Raw genomic sequence first — 16249 nt, forward strand, 5'->3', positions numbered from 1 at the left:
GATTAACGTACCTTCAGCGTTGCCAGGCCAATCAGCACCAGCATCAGCGAAATAATCCAGAAGCGCACAATAACGCGCGGCTCCGGCCAGCCTTTCAGTTCATAGTGATGGTGAATCGGCGCCATTCGGAAGATGCGCTGTCCGCGCAGCTTGAAGGAACCGACCTGCAAAATCACTGACAGGGTCTCAACCACAAACACGCCACCCATGATCACCAGCAGGAACTCCTGACGCAGCAGCACGGCAATAATGCCCAGCGCGCCACCCAGCGCCAGCGAGCCGACGTCGCCCATAAAGACCTGCGCCGGATAGGTGTTAAACCACAGGAAGCCCAGACCCGCGCCGACAATCGCCGTACAGACGATCACCAGCTCACCCGCGTGACGCAGATAAGGAATGTGCAGGTAGTTAGCAAAGTTCATGTTACCGGTCGCCCACGCCACCAGCGCGAATCCACCCGCGACAAAGACGGTTGGCATGATGGCCAGGCCGTCAAGACCATCCGTCAGGTTAACGGCGTTACCGGTGCCGACAATGACAAAATAGGCCAGCAGTATGTAGAACAGCCCCAGCTGCGGCATCACGTCCTTGAAGAACGGCACCACCAGCTCGGTGGCTGGCGTATCTTTTCCTGCCAGATACAGCGCGAAGGCCACGCCCAGCGCAATCACCGACATCCAGAAATACTTCCAGCGGGCAATCAGGCCCTTCGTATCTTTACGCACGACCTTGCGATAATCATCGACAAAACCGATGATCCCGTAGCCAACCAGAACCGTCAGTACGCACCAGACGTACGGGTTAGACGGATAAGCCCACAGGAGTACGGACACCACGATTGCCGTCAGGATCATGATCCCACCCATCGTCGGCGTTCCGCGCTTGCTGAAATGTGATTCCGGACCGTCGTTGCGTACAACCTGGCCGAAAGAGAGTTTTTGCAGACGGGCGATCATGCGCGGGCCCATCCACAGCGAGATGAACAGCGCGGTCAGCAGGCTGACGATGGCGCGAAACGTCAGGTAGGAAAAGACGTTAAAGCCTGAATAATATTTGACCAAATGTTCGGCCAGCCAAACTAACATGTCCCGTTCTCCTGTAAAGCGTGCACAACCTCTTCCATGGCGGCACTACGTGAACCTTTAACTAACACAGTCACAATCTGTTTTTCTGCAATCAATGCCTTGAGGCGTTCGATCAGTGAAGCTTTATCGGCATAATGTTCGCCAACTTCACTGGCATCAGAGATGGCCTTGCTCAGCGTGCCCGCGCTCAATACCCGGTCAAGCCCGGCAGCTTTCGCCGCTTCGCCAACCTGAATATGGCAGGCTTCGCTTTCATCACCCAGCTCGGCCATGTCGCCCACAACCATCACCCGATAGCCCGGCATTTCTGAAAGCACCTGCACGGCCGCGGTCATCGAGCCGACGTTGGCGTTGTACGAGTCGTCCAGCAGCAGCTTGTTTTCCGCCAGCGGGATTGGGAACAGACGCCCCGGCACGGCCTTCAGGTTCGCAAGCCCGTTTTTAATGGCATCGTGCGGTGCACCAACCGCCATTGAGAGCGCTGCCGCAGCAAGCGCATTGGCGATGTTATGGCGACCCGGCAACGGCAGCAGCACGTCAATACCGCCAGTTGGGGTTACGAGGGTGAACTCGGTGCCACGTGACGTCACGTGAATATTGGTCGCCGAAAAATCGCTGTTTGCCGCATTCGGTGAGAAGCGCCAGGTTTTGCGTGAACCAATGATGCTCTGCCAGTTCAGCCAGTCGTTGTTATCGGCATTCATAATGGCGATGCCGTCATCCGGCAGGCCGGTATAGATCTCGCCTTTCGCTTTCGCCACGCCTTCCAGCGAGCCGAAACCTTCGAGGTGCGCAGCCGCCAGGTTATTCACCAGCGCCGCTTCCGGGCGAGTCAGGCTCACGGTCCAGGCGATTTCGCCCTGATGGTTTGCCCCTAACTCAATCACCGCATATTCATGCTCGTTGGTCAGGCGGAGTAAGGTCATCGGCACGCCGATATCGTTATTGAGGTTGCCCGCCGTATAGAGGGTGTTACCGCACTGGCTAAGGATCGCCGCCGTCATCTCTTTAACGGAGGTTTTGCCCGATGAGCCGGTGAGCGCCACTACGCGGGTCGGTACCTGCTGGCGAACCCATGCTGCCAGTTCGCCGAACGCCAGGCGCGTATCTTTAACGACAACCTGCGGCAGATCGATATCAAGCTTGCGGCTGACCAGCAGCGCGCCCGCGCCGTTCTCTTTGGCCTGCTGCGCAAAATCGTGGGCGTCAAAACGCTCGCCCTTCAGCGCCACAAACAGGCAGCCCGCCGTCACTTTACGGGTGTCCGTGGTCACGGCGTCAACGGTCAGATCGGTACCATCCAGCGCCCCCTGCAATACCGCAGCGGCCTGGCTTAACGTAATGCTAATCATGCCACTACCCCCAGCAGACGCGCTGCCGTCACGCGGTCGGAATAATCCAGACGACGATTGCCAACTATCTGATAATCTTCATGACCTTTACCCGCCAGTAGCACCACATCGTTTTCCTGCGCCTGCATAATGGCGTTAGTCACGGCTTCCGCACGGCCTTCCACCACGCGAGCGCGGCCTGCATCCAGCATTCCCGCCAGTATGTCGTTGATAATGGCACGAGGCTCTTCGGTGCGCGGGTTGTCATCGGTCACGACCGGAATATCCGCAAACTGCTCGGCAATCGCGCCCATCAGCGGACGTTTGCCCTTATCGCGATCGCCGCCGCAGCCAAACACGCACCAGAGCTTTCCGGCGCAGTGCAGACGCGCCGCTTCCAGCGCTTTTTCCAGCGCATCCGGCGTGTGGGCATAATCCACCACCACCGTCGGCTTGCCCGGCGCGCTGAACACTTCCATACGGCCACAGACCGGCTGCAGGCGCTCAGCGGTTTTCAGCAGATCCGCCATTGGATAACCCAGCGCCAGCAGCGTCGCCAGCGCCAGCAGCAGGTTGCTGACGTTAAAGGCCCCCATCAGACGGCTTTCTATTTCACCTTCGCCCCAGGTGGAAGCAAAGCGAATCGTCGCGCCGCGGTCGTGGTAGTTCACCTCGACCGCCTTCAGCCAGCGGCCATGGCAGTTCGGGTTAATGCGCTCTTCCATCGACACCGCCACCGCATCCGGCAGCTTTTCCAGCCAGCGGCGACCGACTTCGTCATCGGCGTTGATGATCGCCTGTCCGTGGTGGTGTGTGGAATAAAGCAGCCATTTCGCCGCTTCGTAGTGCTCCATATCACCGTGATAATCGAGGTGATCGCGGCTCAGGTTAGTGAATACGGAGGCAGCAAACTTCAGGGCCGCCACGCGATGCTGTACCAGACCGTGGGAAGATACTTCCATCGCCGCAAAGGTCGCCCCCTGCTCTGCAAGGCCCGCCAGCACGTGCTGCACGTCAACCGCAGAGCCGGTGGTATTTTCCGTTGGGCTGACCTTACCCAGCAGACCATTACCTACGGTACCCATCACGGCTCCGGTTTCACCCAGCAGCTGCGCCCACTGCGCCATCAGCTGAGTGGTGGTGGTTTTTCCGTTGGTCCCGGTTACGCCAATCAGCCGTAGCTGGTCGGAAGGTTCGTTGTAAAAACGCCCTGCCAGCGCGGAGAGACGCTCGTTCAACTGGCTGAGATAGATGACCGGTACGCCGTGCATTTCACGGATCTCACCGTCTGTTGCCTCATCTTTAGCCTCAGCAATAATGGCAGCAACACCTTGCGCAATCGCCTGCGGGATATAACGACGCCCGTCCGCCTGATGACCAACCACCGCGACAAAAAGATCCCCAGCAGCCGCTACGCGGCTGTCCAGTACCATCTCTCGCAGTGCTCGCGCAGGTAGCATAGGCACCCACGGAGCAAGAAGGTCGCGCAAATTACGATCTGCCACCTGTTCCCTCGCCTTGATTAATTACAAATTCACTTTTTTCGCCCGTCGCCAGCGCATCTGGTTCAATGTTCATGGTGCGCAATACGCCGCCCATGATAGCCCCGAACACAGGCGCGGAAACGGCGCCGCCGTAGTATTTACCCGCCTGTGGATCGTTGATAACGACCACCAGCGCAAAACGCGGATTGCTTGCAGGCGCAACGCCCGCGGTATAGGCAATGTATTTGTTGATATAGCGGCCATCCGGCCCCACTTTCTTCGCTGTACCGGTTTTAATGGCGATACGATAGCCTTTAATCGCGGCCTTCACGCCGCCACCGCCCGGCAGCGCGACGCTTTCCATCATATGCACGACGGTACGAACGATAGATTCCGGGAAAATACGCTCGCCAGGAACCGGTGGATCAACTTTGGTAATCGACAGCGGGCGATAAATGCCATAGCTGCCAATCGTTGCGTAGACTCGCGCTAACTGTAACGGGGTTACCATTAGCCCGTAGCCGAAAGAGAAGGTGGCCCTCTCTATGTCAGACCACCGTTGTTTTTGAGGATATAAGCCACTGCGTTCTCCGACCAACCCCAAATTGGTCGCCTTTCCCAGCCCAAAACGTGAGTAAGTTTCTACTAACGCTGAGGACGGCATCGCTAACGCCAGCTTTGAAACACCGACGTTACTCGACTTCTGTAAGACCCCGGTCAGGGTCAGTTCGCTGTAACGGGCCACGTCTTTGATTTCATGGCCGTTAATGCGGTAAGGAATCGTATTCAGAACGGTACTTTCATTGACGATGCCGCGCTGAAGCGCAGTCATCACCACCATAGGTTTTACCGTGGAGCCGGGTTCAAACACGTCGGTGATCGCCCGGTTACGCATCGCGTCTTTTGCGGTGCCGGTAAAGTTGTTCGGGTTATAGGAAGGGCTGTTGGCCATCGCCAGCACTTCGCCGGTACTGACATCCACCAGCACGGCGCTGCCGGATTCCGCCTTGTTAAAGGCCACGGCGTTGTTCAGCTCACGGTAAACCAGCGCCTGCAGGCGCTCGTCGATACTCAGGGCCAGGTTGTGCGCGGCCTGGCTGTCAGTAGAAGAGATATCTTCAATGACGCGACCATAGCGATCTTTACGTACAATGCGCTCGCCGGGCTGGCCTGTTAGCCACTTATCGAAGCTTTTCTCAACGCCTTCAATTCCCTGGCTATCCACGTTGGTAAAGCCGATGAGGTGAGCGGTTACTTCGCCGGAAGGATAGTAACGGCGTGATTCCTCACGAAGATGAATACCCGGCAGCTTCAGTTTTTTTATGTAGTCGGCCATGTCAGGGTTGACCTGACGCGCCAGATAGATAAAGCGCCCTTTCGGGTTGGCGTTAACGCGCGAAGCCAGCTGATCCAGCGGCATTTTCAACGCGTCTGAGAGCGCCTTCCAGCGGTTATCAAGGGTGATCCCTCCTGCATCGTGCAGCTCTTTCGGATCGGCCCAGATCGCCTTCACCGGCACGCTCACCGCCAGCGGACGGCCAGAACGATCGGTGATCATGCCGCGGGAGGTAGAAACTTCCTGTACGCGCAGTGAACGCATATCCCCCTGGCGCACCAGCATGTCAGGGGCGATGATTTGTAGCCACGCCACGCGACCCAGCAGGAAACCCAGCGCCAGTAAAATGCAGCCGCAAAGCAACGCAAAACGCCAACTGACAAAGTTGGCCTGTTCTTCCTGGCGTTTTGGTTTTAGCGTTTTTGCCGCTGCTTTCATGCGTCGCGTTTTCCCTTATTTTTGTACTACGATATTTTCCTGCGAAGGATCAACATGCTGTAACTGCAGTTTTTCCGTTGCGATCCGTTCAACCCGGCTGTGATCGCCGAGCGCGTTCTCTTCAAGGATCAGGTTTCGCCATTCAATATCCAGCGCATCGCGTTCCAGTACCATCTGTTCACGTTGCGCAGTTAATAAACGGGTATGGTGAGCGGTCGTAACCACCATGACTGCCGTCACAATGATGCAAATGAACAGGCAGAGTGGCAGCTTCCCAAACCGCAAAAGATCGTCGCCGATCACGCCAGGCAAGGCATGGCGCTCGTTGCTTCCTAACGATCCCTTAACTTTGCTTAGGGTCTCTGTCACTCTGCCGATCATGCGTTCGTCCTCTCTGCAATACGCAGCACTGAACTACGGGCACGTGGATTCTCTGCCACCTCTTCTTCGCCCGGCATCAACTTGCCTAATGCTCGCAACTGACGGCCACCCAGCTTCCTGAGCTGTTCTTCCGTCATCGGCAGCCCCGCCGGAACCTGAGGACCGCGGCTCTGTTCACGCATGAAGCGTTTCACGATGCGGTCTTCCAGCGAATGGAAGCTGATGATGGATAACCGCCCACCCGGGGCCAGCACGTCGAGCGAGCTTTTTAGCGCCAGCTCTATTTCCTCCAGTTCACTGTTTACCCAGATACGAACCGCCTGGAAGGTGCGGGTCGCGGGATGTTTGTGCTTATCCTTCACCGGCGTTGCCGCCGCGATCACTTCAGCCAGCTCTTTGGTGCGGGTCATTGGCTCAATGCGGTTGCGCTCAACGATGGCGCGGGCAATACGTTTGCCGAAGCGCTCTTCCCCAAAGGTTTTGATCACCCAGGCGATATCCGCTTCGTCAGCAGTTTGTAACCACTCAGCGGCAGACTGGCCGCGTGTCGGATCCATGCGCATATCCAGCGGGCCATCGCGCATAAAGGAGAAGCCGCGTTCAGCATCATCAAGCTGTGGTGAAGAGACGCCGAGATCGAGCAGAATCCCGTCGATCTTGCCGGTCAGGCCGCGCTCAGCAACGTAATCCGCGAGCGCAGAAAAAGGTCCATGCACGATGGAAAAGCGAGGGTCATCGATGGTTTGCGCAACGGCAATTGCCTGCGGGTCGCGGTCAATTGCCAGCAGGCGTCCTTCCGCTCCAAGCTGAGAGAGGATTAAACGCGAGTGACCACCGCGACCAAAAGTGCCATCAATATAGATGCCGTCCGGACGAATATTCAGGCCGTTAACGGCCTCATCCAGCAGCACCGTTGTATGTTTATAATTTTCCATCATATTTATAGAGACAAGTCCTGCAGCCGTTCCGATAATGTTGCGGAATCAGACTGCTCAGCGTCGATATCTTCCTTGACCTGTTGATACCAGGTCGTTTCGTCCCACAGTTCAAACTTGTTGAACTGCCCGACCAGCATCACTTCTTTGGTCAGACCGGCATGTTGCCGCAGCACGGGCGCAATCAGTAATCGCCCTGCGCTATCCATCTGACACTCACTGGCATGTCCCAATAACAGTCGCTGCACGCGACGTTCCTGCGGGTTCATGCTCGACAGTCGCGACAGCTTTTGCTCAATGATTTCCCATTCAGGCAAAGGGTAAAGCAGCAGGCAGGGGGAGTTGATGTCAATGGTGCAAACCAGTTGACCCGAAGCGTTCTCGATCAGCTGGTCGCGGTATCGGGTTGGTACCGATAATCGCCCTTTGCTGTCGAGATTGACTAACGTTGCTCCACGGAACATGCCAGCCTCACCCCTCCTCACCACTTTAACCCACAAATTCCCACCTGAAGGAGTTTACGGAGCGAGGGAAAAGCTTGTCAAGCCAGGACTCTCTCTATACGAACCCGGAAGTACCGTATTTACAGAGGCAGAGTGACCTGGTTAATAACTACACAACTGGCGAGGCAAAATTAACGTTATGAATATTTGTAAGAAAAAAACCGAATATGCACACGAGCGTTAAGACTCACTCAATATCATCGCAGGGAAATATAAAGTGTCAGTTTGCGACGCGGGCAGCATTTTAAGGCATATTGACCGGGGATAACAGCACCAGATTAACCGCAAGGCGATATGGATTCGTTCGCGAGCATTGCGGCCTGAAGGGGGGATCAAAAACGGCTGAATATTCATCGTCCGGCGCCTGTTTGTAACAAAACAATACAAAGATAAGCCGGTTAAAATTTATAAATGCTCTTTTTAAGGCCGAAATAGAGGCAAAAAAATAGCAGCCTATGAATCGTAGAGATAAATCCTAATTTTTATCGGGGAATTATTTTCGCAATAACCGCGCAGCAAAAGGGGCAGTTTTCACCGCCCCTGAGGAAATATTAATGGCGGCTTAAAATTCCGCGCCGGTAGAGATTACGTTTGATACGCGTAAGCCCTGGTTTCGGCTTACGGGGTTCATCAAGGCTTGCCAGAACGATCTCCAGCACCCGCTCGGCGACATCGCGGTGACGTTGGGCTACGGCCAGCACCGGACACTGCAGGAAATCGAGCAGTTCGTTATCGCCGAAGGTTGCAATCGCCAGGTCGGATGGCAGCTTGCCGTCACGACGTAACGTAACGTCCATCACCCCCTGCAACAGAGCAAACGAGGTGGTAAACAACGCCTGCGGCATCGGGTGCGTTTCCAGCCACTTCTCGAACAGCTGAGCTGCCGCTTCGCGCTCATAGCTGTTGGCATACAGATAATGAACCTCACGCGGATCGTCTTTCCAGGCGGTACGGAAGCCCTGCTCGCGCAGGAAGCTTACGGAAAGTTCAGGTAACGCACCGAGATAGAGCACCGTTTCAGCCGGGAAGGTTCGTAACTCGGCGGCGAGCATTTCAGCATCATCCTGATCGGCACCCACTACGCTTGTGAAGTGTTCACGGTCGAGCGCCCGGTCCAGCGCCACTATCGGGAACGGATCGTTCGCCCAGCGCTGGTAGAAAGGATGCTCCGGCGGTAGGGAGGTCGAGACGATAATGGCATCAACCTGACGTTGCAGCAGATGCTCAATGCAGCGCATCTCGTTGTCGGGCTGATCCTCAGAGCAGGCGATCAGCAGCTGATAGCCGCGCTGGCGAGCCTGACGTTCCAGATAGTTGGCGATGCGGGTATAGCTGGTATTCTCCAGATCCGGGATCACCAGGCCGATAGAGCGGGTGCGCCCGGCACGTAAACCTGCGGCGACAGCATTGGGATGGTAATTATGCTCACGCACGACTGCCATCACTTTTTCAACGGTCTTATCGCTGACGCGGTACTGCTTTGCTTTACCGTTAATCACATAGCTGGCCGTGGTTCTCGACACGCCGGCGAGCCGGGCGATTTCATCCAGTTTCACAATTGCCCCTCAAAAAAAGAAAAGAGTCCATGGCCCTGTCAAGGTTATGGTTAAATCTTTTAACATCTAAACGCAGAATAGCCTTCACGGCAACCGCTTTTGTCTGCGTTATCGGCGGATTACGCAAAAAAAAGCCCGGCGTTAACGACCGGGCTGAAAGAGGCGAACCTTTTGCGCAACTAACGCATGATTTTATCGCCGCGCGACAGGCCAACCACGCCAGAGCGCGCAACTTCAACAATCTTTGCCACATCCCGGACTGACGCCAGGAAGGCGTCCAGCTTATCGCTCGTACCCGCAAGCTGAACGGTATATATAGAAGGGGTGACGTCAATAATCTGCCCGCGGAAGATATCCGTGTTGCGTTTGACCTCTTCCCTGCCGTAACCGCTGGCCTGAATTTTTACCAGCATAACTTCACGTTCAACGTAAGCGCCCTGCCCCAGCTCGCTGACGCGCAACACATCCACCAGCTTGTGCAGCTGCTTTTCGATCTGCTCAAGCACTTTCGCATCGCCAACGGTCTGGATGGTCATCCGGGAGAGCGTTGGGTCATCGGTCGGAGCGACGGTCAGGCTTTCAATGTTATAGCCGCGCTGGGCAAAAAGGCCAATAACGCGCGACAGTGCGCCCGACTCATTTTCCAGTAATACAGATAATATCCGGCGCATATCAGGTTCTCTCCGTTTTGCTTAACCACATTTCATCCATGCCGCCGCCGCGAATATGCATCGGATAAACGTGTTCCGTGCCGTCAACGATAACGTCCATGAAAACGAGGCGATTATTTTTAACGTGCGCAAGCGCTTCGGCGAGCTTCGCTTCCAGCTCTGACGGTTCCGTTACCCGCATGCCAACGTGGCCGTAGGCTTCAGCCAGACGGACGAAGTCCGGAAGCGACTTCATATAAGACTGAGAGTGACGGCCGGAATAAATCATATCTTGCCACTGCTTCACCATGCCGAGATAGCCGTTATTCAGGTTCAGCACCAGCACCGGCAGCTCATATTGCAGCGCGGTAGAAAGCTCCTGGATATTCATCTGAATACTGCCATCCCCCGTAACGCAAATTACCGTTTCGTTCGGCAGGGCCAGCTTCACTCCCAGCGCAGCGGGCAGGCCAAAGCCCATCGTGCCCAACCCGCCTGAGTTGATCCAGCGACGCGGTTTATCAAACGGGTAATACAGCGCAGCAAACATCTGGTGCTGGCCCACGTCTGAGGTCACATAGGCATCGCCGTTGGTCAGACGCCAGATCGTTTCGATCACCGCCTGCGGCTTAATGCTCTCACTTTGGGTGTCGTAGTTCAGGCACTGACGGCTACGCCACTGCTCAATCTGCTGCCACCAGTCGCGTATCTCATCCAGCGGTTGGGTCGCGGTCTCTTGCGCCAGAAGATCAAGCATCTGATCCAGTACCTGCCGGGCATCCCCCACGATCGGCACATCCGCCGGTACCGTTTTGGAGATAGACGTAGGATCGATATCAATGTGCAGCACCGTCGCGTTCGGACAGTATTTCGCCAGGTTATTGGTGGTGCGATCGTCAAAACGCACCCCGACGGCAAAAATCACATCAGAATTGTGTATCGTCATGTTGGCTTCGTAGGTGCCGTGCATGCCCAGCATGCCCAGCGCCTGACGATGGGTAGCCGGAAATGCCCCCAGCCCCATCAGCGATGACGCTACAGGAAGATTAAGCTTCTCAATCAGGTCGCGTAGCTGCGTTTCACAGGCGGCATTAACGGCGCCGCCCCCGACGTAGACCACGGGTTTTTTCGCTGCCAACAGCGTTTGCAGCGCGCGCTTAATCTGGCCCTTGTGCCCTTGCGTCGTCGGATTGTAAGAGCGCATGCTGACCGACTCCGGCCACAGGTACGGCAGCTTATTCGCCGGGTTGAGAATGTCTTTCGGCAGATCGACCACTACCGGCCCGGGACGACCGCTGGCGGCCAGCCAGAAGGCTTTTTTCAGTACCCCAGGAATGTCTTCAGTCTGCTTCACCAGGAAGCTGTGCTTCACGACCGGGCGTGAAATCCCCACCATGTCGCACTCCTGAAATGCATCGTAGCCAATCAGCGACGTCGCAACCTGTCCGGAGAGAATGACCAGCGGAATGGAGTCCATATAGGCAGTCGCAATGCCGGTAATGGCATTCGTCGCCCCCGGGCCGGAAGTGACCAGCACTACCCCAACTTCACCCGTGGCGCGCGCCAGGCCGTCAGCCATGTGCACGGCAGCCTGTTCATGACGCACCAGAACATGATCAATCCCGCCCACTGTGTGCAGTGCGTCATAAATATCAAGAACCGCACCTCCGGGGTAGCCGAACACCTGCTTCACGCCCTGATCGATAAGCGATCGGACGACCATTTCCGCGCCAGACAACATCTCCATGCTTCGCCTCCAGGCTTTTGTTATAGACGGTTGCAGAATTCAATTTCCGCGCCGTCTTCTGACAGGGTAATCCCGTCTTATAATTTGCAGAGTGATTGATACCTTAACCGCTCGTTATGAGGCAGGCAATTAGCAAGCGAGAAGCGGAAAAGAGGCTTAAAAGCAGAAAAAACAGCTGCCTGGCACAAATATGGTGAATTCAACTGAAATGAAGGAAGGCGGTGATTATTCATTTTTCAAAAAGGGGATGAATCAGGAAATCATCTATTTTTGAGCCTTTTCGAACTCCTGAAAAAAATGACATCAGAACAAAATATCGTAAGCGTGAAAAACAACAGAATAAACCGCACATCCTCTTGCGGTTTATTCTCGCAGGGTTATCGACGACAGATACTAATCAGCAGCTCTTCCATCCACTGGTGTCCCTTATCCCGGCCCGCGGCTTCGTGCCATGAAAGGTAACAGGTACGGCTATTAAGCTTAAGCGGCAAAGGGAGAATTTGCAGGCTCAGCGATTCAGAGAACTCTTCCGCAAGCCAGCGCGGGGCAATCGCGACCAGCTGCGTTTGCGAGACCACGTTTAATACGCTTACCATCGCCATTCCCTGATAGGCCACGCTCGCCTGCTTATCGGCCGTGTCATACCACGGCTGACTGAATGAGGCATATCTGTCGAGGGCAACAACGGCATGCTGTTCGCTGTAAACATCACTTTCACGCAGCGGTGAATTCATGCGTGGATGTTTTTTACTGGCAACCAGCACCATTTCATCTTTGAACAAAGGAACGCAGGAAAATTCAGGACGTCGAAACTCCTCATACCCCAGAACGAACTCCGTTTCCTGATAACGAAGCTGATGTTCGGTGTTTTGATTTAATGATGATTTAAAAACGAGATGAATATTTGGCGCAATTTCTTCAACTTTATTATATATAACAGACGTCAAATAATTGTCTAACGGGCTGCACACGCAAAGGTGGAAGACACGCTCGCTGCTCAGCGGTTCAAAGCCCGATCCCGGCAGCTCATTTTGGACCAACTGTAGCGCCTGGCGGATAGAGCCGAATAGCTGGAAGGCACGCGCGGTGGGCTGAATCCCTCTTCCGTAACGCACAAATAACTCGTCGTTAAACATCACTTTAAGACGGGCTACGGCATTACTGACGGCAGGTTGAGACATCCCCAGAGATTGTGCTGCTCGCGTAATATTCTGTTCCTGCATAACTGCATCAAAAACAGTCAACAGGTTAAGATCCACCGTGCGTAACTGAGGCTTAACCCCATCATAAGACTGAGGTTGGTTAATATTATTTTCTGGCATTTCTGACTCCACTGTCACGCTAAATTCCCTTTGCCAAAGTACAGTAATAACTTCGAAAAATATGATTTACCATGCAGATACAACAAGCGAAAGAGAATTGTTTAAAATTCGGAAAATATAAAGAGTCTCCCGACAAAAGATGAGATTGTGCATCCCATTAATGAAGAGATAAAAAATGGATCAAATGATATCTAAAACTTTAGTGCAGGCATGAAAACATAAACCAGACAAATAAACAATCACCTGCCTCGTTAATAATGACTTAAGCATTATTAAACTATTAATACAAGGCGCCCTTATTTTGTTAACAAATTTCTATCATTATCGTTAACCTAAATACGCGAAACCCATTCACTAAACTTATAAATCAATGAAAGTAAACACATTTCATTTCACATCATCCCGGCATAAACAATATGTTTAATTGCTACCAATTATATTCAAATTATTCCAGAGATGAATCTCCAGTCCAATAATAGACAATTAAATCGGCCTTCCGTGTAAAAACCAGCACAATTAGCTAATGTGTTGCCGAGGCTCAGGCACGCCGTTTGGACCGATTTTACTGGCAGGGGTTGACATGGATCGCCGTATCCAGTACCACTAAAAGCATATCGCATTTACCTGGAGCACGATTCATGATTCGCACCCTTCGTTTCACCGGTCTACTACTACTAAACGCATTCACTGTGCGCGGTAGACTGGCGGGCGAAATTCAGCGTTGAATCGTCACCAGTAACACTAAAAACCCGCGCCACTGCGCGGGTTTTTTTATGCTCGTAGCAAGGCGCCCTAAGACTGACAAGGACCAAACCCATGAGCCAGCAAGTCGTTATTTTCGATACTACCTTACGTGACGGTGAACAGGCATTACAGGCGAGCCTGAGCGTTAAAGAAAAATTGCAGATTGCGCTGGCCCTCGAACGTATGGGCGTGGACGTGATGGAGGTGGGTTTTCCCGTCTCTTCGCCGGGAGATTTTGAGTCAGTACAGACCATCGCCCGCACCATCAAGAACAGCCGCGTGTGCGGCCTGGCACGCTGCGTAGAGAAAGATATCGACGTGGCCGCGGAATCGCTGAAGGTCGCTGAAGCTTTCCGTATCCATACGTTTATCGCCACCTCCCCCATGCACATTGCGACCAAGTTACGCAGTACGCTGGATGAAGTGATTGAACGTGCGGTGTACATGGTCAAGCGCGCGCGCAACTACACCGATGACGTCGAATTCTCCTGTGAAGATGCTGGCCGTACGCCGATTGAAGATCTGGCGCGCGTGGTGGAAGCCGCTATTAACGCGGGTGCCAGAACCATCAACATTCCTGACACCGTCGGCTACACCATGCCGTTTGAGTTCTCCAGGATCATTACCGGCCTGTACGACCGCGTGCCGAATATCGATAAAGCCATCATCTCCGTTCATACCCATGATGATTTGGGCCTGGCGGTAGGCAATGCCATCGCCGCCGTTCACGCCGGTGCGCGCCAGGTTGAAGGTGCGATGAACGGTATCGGCGAGCGCGCGGGCAACTGCTCGCTGGAAGAAGTGATCATGGCGATTAAAGTGCGCAAGGACATCATGAACGTGCACACCCGCATTAATCACCACGAAATCTGGCGCACCAGCCAGACCGTCAGCCAGATTTGTAATATGCCGATTCCGGCTAACAAGGCGATTGTCGGCACCGGCGCATTCGCGCACTCGTCCGGCATTCACCAGGACGGCGTGCTGAAGAACCGTGAAAACTACGAAATCATGACCCCGGAATCCATCGGCCTGAACCAGGTCCAGCTGAATCTGACCTCACGCTCCGGCCGCGCGGCGGTAAAACACCGTATGGAAGAGATGGGCTATCAGGAAAGCGACTACAACATGGATCAGCTGTACGACGCGTTCCTGAAGCTGGCCGACAAGAAAGGCCAGGTCTTCGATTACGACCTTGAGGCGCTGGCGTTCATCAACAAACAGCAGGAAGAGCCAGAGCACTTCCGCCTGGATTACTTCACCGTACAGTCAGGCTCCAGCGATATCGCAACCGCCTCCGTTAAGCTTGCCTGCGGCGATGAAGTTAAAGCGGAAGCGGCCAACGGTAACGGCCCTGTGGACGCCATCTATCAGGCGATTAACCGCGTTACCGAGTACGACGTTGAGCTGGTGAAATACGATCTGACGGCTAAAGGGCACGGTAAAAACGCCCTGGGCCAGGTTGATATCGTCGTTAACTACAGCGGCCGCCGCTTCCACGGCGTGGGTCTGGCAACGGATATCGTCGAATCCTCCGCCAAAGCGATGGTGCATGTCCTGAACAACATCTGGCGCGCCGCTGAAGTGGAAAAAGAGTTGCAACGCAAAGCTCAGAATAAAGAGAACAACAAGGAAACCGTGTGATGTCGAAGAATTACCATATTGCTGTGTTGCCGGGTGACGGTATTGGCCCGGAAGTGATGGCACAGGCGCTGAAAGTTCTGGAAGCCGTTCGTTCGCGTTTTGCGATGAAAATCACCACCAGCCACTACGACGTGGGCGGTATTGCGATTGATAACCACGGTACGCCGCTGCCAAAAGCGACCGTGGAGGGCTGCGAAAATGCCGATGCCGTGCTGTTTGGCTCCGTGGGCGGGCCAAAGTGGGAACACCTGCCGCCGGCAGAACAGCCGGAGCGCGGCGCGCTGCTGCCCCTGCGTAAACATTTTAAACTGTTCAGCAACCTGCGCCCGGCTAAGCTGTATCAGGGGCTGGAAGAGTTTTGCCCGCTGCGTGCGGACATCGCGGCCAACGGCTTCGACATTCTTTGCGTGCGTGAGCTGACCGGCGGCATCTATTTCGGCCAGCCTAAAGGTCGCGAAGGCAGCGGCCAGCATGAAAAAGCGTTTGATACCGAGGTCTATCACCGCTTCGAAATTGAACGTATCGCCCACATCGCTTTTGAGTCTGCGCGCAAGCGCCGCCGTAAAGTGACGTCCATCGATAAAGCGAACGTGCTCCAGTCGTCTATTTTGTGGCGCGAGATCGTCAGCGAAGTCGCGAAGCAGTACCCGGACGTCGAGGTATCGCACATGTACATCGACAACGCGACGATGCAGCTGATTAAGGATCCGTCTCAGTTTGACGTGCTGCTCTGCTCCAACCTGTTCGGCGATATTTTGTCTGACGAGTGCGCGATGATCACCGGCTCAATGGGCATGCTGCCGTCGGCCAGCCTGAATGACGAAGGCTTTGGCCTGTACGAACCGGCGGGCGGCTCCGCGCCGGATATCGCAGGTAAAAACATTGCCAACCCGATTGCGCAAATTTTGTCTCTGGCCCTGCTGCTGCGCTACAGCCTGGACGCAGGCGATGCAGCTGCCGCAATAGAAAACGCCATCAACCGTGCGTTAGAAGAAGGCGTCCGTACCGGTGATTTAGCACGCGGTGCGGCGGCAGTCAGTACTGATGAAATGGGCGACATCATTGCCCGCTATGTCGCTGAAGGGGTGTAACC

At 54.6% G+C, this 16249-nt stretch carries 14 protein-coding genes; 3 read left to right on the plus strand and 11 right to left on the minus strand.

Going from position 1 to position 16249, the window contains the following annotated elements:
• Positions 1-2: 2 nt before the first annotated feature.
• The 11 genes from mraY to leuO all read right to left on the minus strand — a co-directional run bounded on the left by mraY (position 3) and on the right by leuO (position 12768).
• On the minus strand, positions 3-1085 hold the full coding sequence (mraY, locus tag IM304_RS05855; RefSeq protein ID WP_003856353.1) for a phospho-N-acetylmuramoyl-pentapeptide-transferase: 1083 nt from the start codon (positions 1083-1085) through the stop codon (positions 3-5).
• Positions 1079-2437 carry a UDP-N-acetylmuramoyl-tripeptide--D-alanyl-D-alanine ligase gene (gene murF / locus IM304_RS05860; RefSeq protein WP_193354737.1) on the minus strand — a complete coding sequence of 453 codons (1359 nt, stop codon included), beginning with the start codon at positions 2435-2437 and terminating at the stop codon, positions 1079-1081. The genes mraY and murF overlap by 7 nt, the downstream gene beginning before the upstream one ends.
• Positions 2434-3921, minus strand: a complete 1488-nt coding sequence (gene murE / locus IM304_RS05865) for a UDP-N-acetylmuramoyl-L-alanyl-D-glutamate--2,6-diaminopimelate ligase (protein ID WP_193354738.1) — start codon at positions 3919-3921, stop codon at positions 2434-2436. The genes murF and murE overlap by 4 nt, the downstream gene beginning before the upstream one ends.
• Complete coding sequence (locus IM304_RS05870) at positions 3908-5674, minus strand: peptidoglycan glycosyltransferase FtsI (protein ID WP_176608709.1); 1767 nt, start codon at positions 5672-5674, stop codon at positions 3908-3910. Before IM304_RS05870 ends, murE begins: the two co-directional genes overlap by 14 nt.
• A gap of 15 nt (positions 5675-5689) precedes the next feature.
• Positions 5690-6055: a cell division protein FtsL gene (ftsL, locus tag IM304_RS05875; protein ID WP_148385983.1), complete on the minus strand. Its 366-nt coding sequence runs from the start codon at positions 6053-6055 to the stop codon at positions 5690-5692.
• The gene (gene rsmH / locus IM304_RS05880) at positions 6052-6993 is read right to left on the minus strand and encodes a 16S rRNA (cytosine(1402)-N(4))-methyltransferase RsmH (RefSeq protein WP_013095568.1); all 942 of its coding nucleotides are present in this window, start codon (positions 6991-6993) and stop codon (positions 6052-6054) included. The genes ftsL and rsmH overlap by 4 nt, the downstream gene beginning before the upstream one ends.
• A gap of 2 nt (positions 6994-6995) precedes the next feature.
• Positions 6996-7454, minus strand: a complete 459-nt coding sequence (mraZ, locus tag IM304_RS05885; protein WP_014830641.1) for a division/cell wall cluster transcriptional repressor MraZ — start codon at positions 7452-7454, stop codon at positions 6996-6998.
• Between the two features lie 590 nt (positions 7455-8044).
• Positions 8045-9049 (minus strand): catabolite repressor/activator, encoded by a 1005-nt coding sequence (gene cra, locus IM304_RS05890; protein WP_013095565.1) that lies wholly within the window; start codon positions 9047-9049, stop codon positions 8045-8047.
• Between the two features lie 179 nt (positions 9050-9228).
• Positions 9229-9720 carry an acetolactate synthase small subunit gene (ilvN, locus tag IM304_RS05895; RefSeq protein ID WP_003856371.1) on the minus strand — a complete coding sequence of 164 codons (492 nt, stop codon included), beginning with the start codon at positions 9718-9720 and terminating at the stop codon, positions 9229-9231.
• A 1-nt stretch (position 9721) separates the two neighbouring features.
• The gene (gene ilvI, locus IM304_RS05900; RefSeq protein WP_193354739.1) at positions 9722-11446 is read right to left on the minus strand and encodes an acetolactate synthase 3 large subunit; all 1725 of its coding nucleotides are present in this window, start codon (positions 11444-11446) and stop codon (positions 9722-9724) included.
• A 377-nt stretch (positions 11447-11823) separates the two neighbouring features.
• The gene (gene leuO / locus IM304_RS05905) at positions 11824-12768 is read right to left on the minus strand and encodes a transcriptional regulator LeuO (protein ID WP_193354740.1); all 945 of its coding nucleotides are present in this window, start codon (positions 12766-12768) and stop codon (positions 11824-11826) included.
• A 638-nt stretch (positions 12769-13406) separates the two neighbouring features.
• Here leuO and leuL point away from each other — a divergent pair.
• The 3 genes from leuL (at position 13407) to leuB (ending at position 16247) form a co-directional block, all read left to right on the plus strand.
• Complete coding sequence (gene leuL / locus IM304_RS22415; RefSeq protein WP_148420167.1) at positions 13407-13493, plus strand: leu operon leader peptide; 87 nt, start codon at positions 13407-13409, stop codon at positions 13491-13493.
• Between the two features lie 91 nt (positions 13494-13584).
• Complete coding sequence (gene leuA / locus IM304_RS05915; protein ID WP_193354742.1) at positions 13585-15156, plus strand: 2-isopropylmalate synthase; 1572 nt, start codon at positions 13585-13587, stop codon at positions 15154-15156.
• Positions 15156-16247, plus strand: a complete 1092-nt coding sequence (gene leuB / locus IM304_RS05920) for a 3-isopropylmalate dehydrogenase (RefSeq protein ID WP_176608713.1) — start codon at positions 15156-15158, stop codon at positions 16245-16247. The genes leuA and leuB overlap by 1 nt, the downstream gene beginning before the upstream one ends.
• Positions 16248-16249 lie beyond the last annotated feature (2 nt).

It is taken from the genome of Enterobacter cloacae complex sp. P40C2 (assembly GCF_014930695.1).
GTDB classification, from domain to species: domain Bacteria; phylum Pseudomonadota; class Gammaproteobacteria; order Enterobacterales; family Enterobacteriaceae; genus Enterobacter; species Enterobacter pasteurii.

Bases quoted from the DNA above. Each gene is read 5' to 3' on its own strand.
- ftsL (WP_148385983.1), bottom strand. From the start codon at position 6,055: ATGATCGGCAGAGTGACAGAGACCCTAAGCAAAGTTAAGGGATCGTTA.
- ilvI (WP_193354739.1), bottom strand. From the start codon at position 11,446: ATGGAGATGTTGTCTGGCGCGGAAATGGTCGTCCGATCGCTTATCGAT.
- ilvN (WP_003856371.1), bottom strand. From the start codon at position 9,720: ATGCGCCGGATATTATCTGTATTACTGGAAAATGAGTCGGGCGCACTG.
- rsmH (WP_013095568.1), bottom strand. From the start codon at position 6,993: ATGATGGAAAATTATAAACATACAACGGTGCTGCTGGATGAGGCCGTT.
- leuL (WP_148420167.1), top strand. From the start codon at position 13,407: ATGATTCGCACCCTTCGTTTCACCGGTCTACTACTACTAAACGCATTC.
- leuA (WP_193354742.1), top strand. From the start codon at position 13,585: ATGAGCCAGCAAGTCGTTATTTTCGATACTACCTTACGTGACGGTGAA.
- murF (WP_193354737.1), bottom strand. From the start codon at position 2,437: ATGATTAGCATTACGTTAAGCCAGGCCGCTGCGGTATTGCAGGGGGCG.
- mraY (WP_003856353.1), bottom strand. From the start codon at position 1,085: ATGTTAGTTTGGCTGGCCGAACATTTGGTCAAATATTATTCAGGCTTT.
- mraZ (WP_014830641.1), bottom strand. From the start codon at position 7,454: ATGTTCCGTGGAGCAACGTTAGTCAATCTCGACAGCAAAGGGCGATTA.
- leuO (WP_193354740.1), bottom strand. From the start codon at position 12,768: ATGCCAGAAAATAATATTAACCAACCTCAGTCTTATGATGGGGTTAAG.
- leuB (WP_176608713.1), top strand. From the start codon at position 15,156: ATGTCGAAGAATTACCATATTGCTGTGTTGCCGGGTGACGGTATTGGC.
- IM304_RS05870 (WP_176608709.1), bottom strand. From the start codon at position 5,674: ATGAAAGCAGCGGCAAAAACGCTAAAACCAAAACGCCAGGAAGAACAG.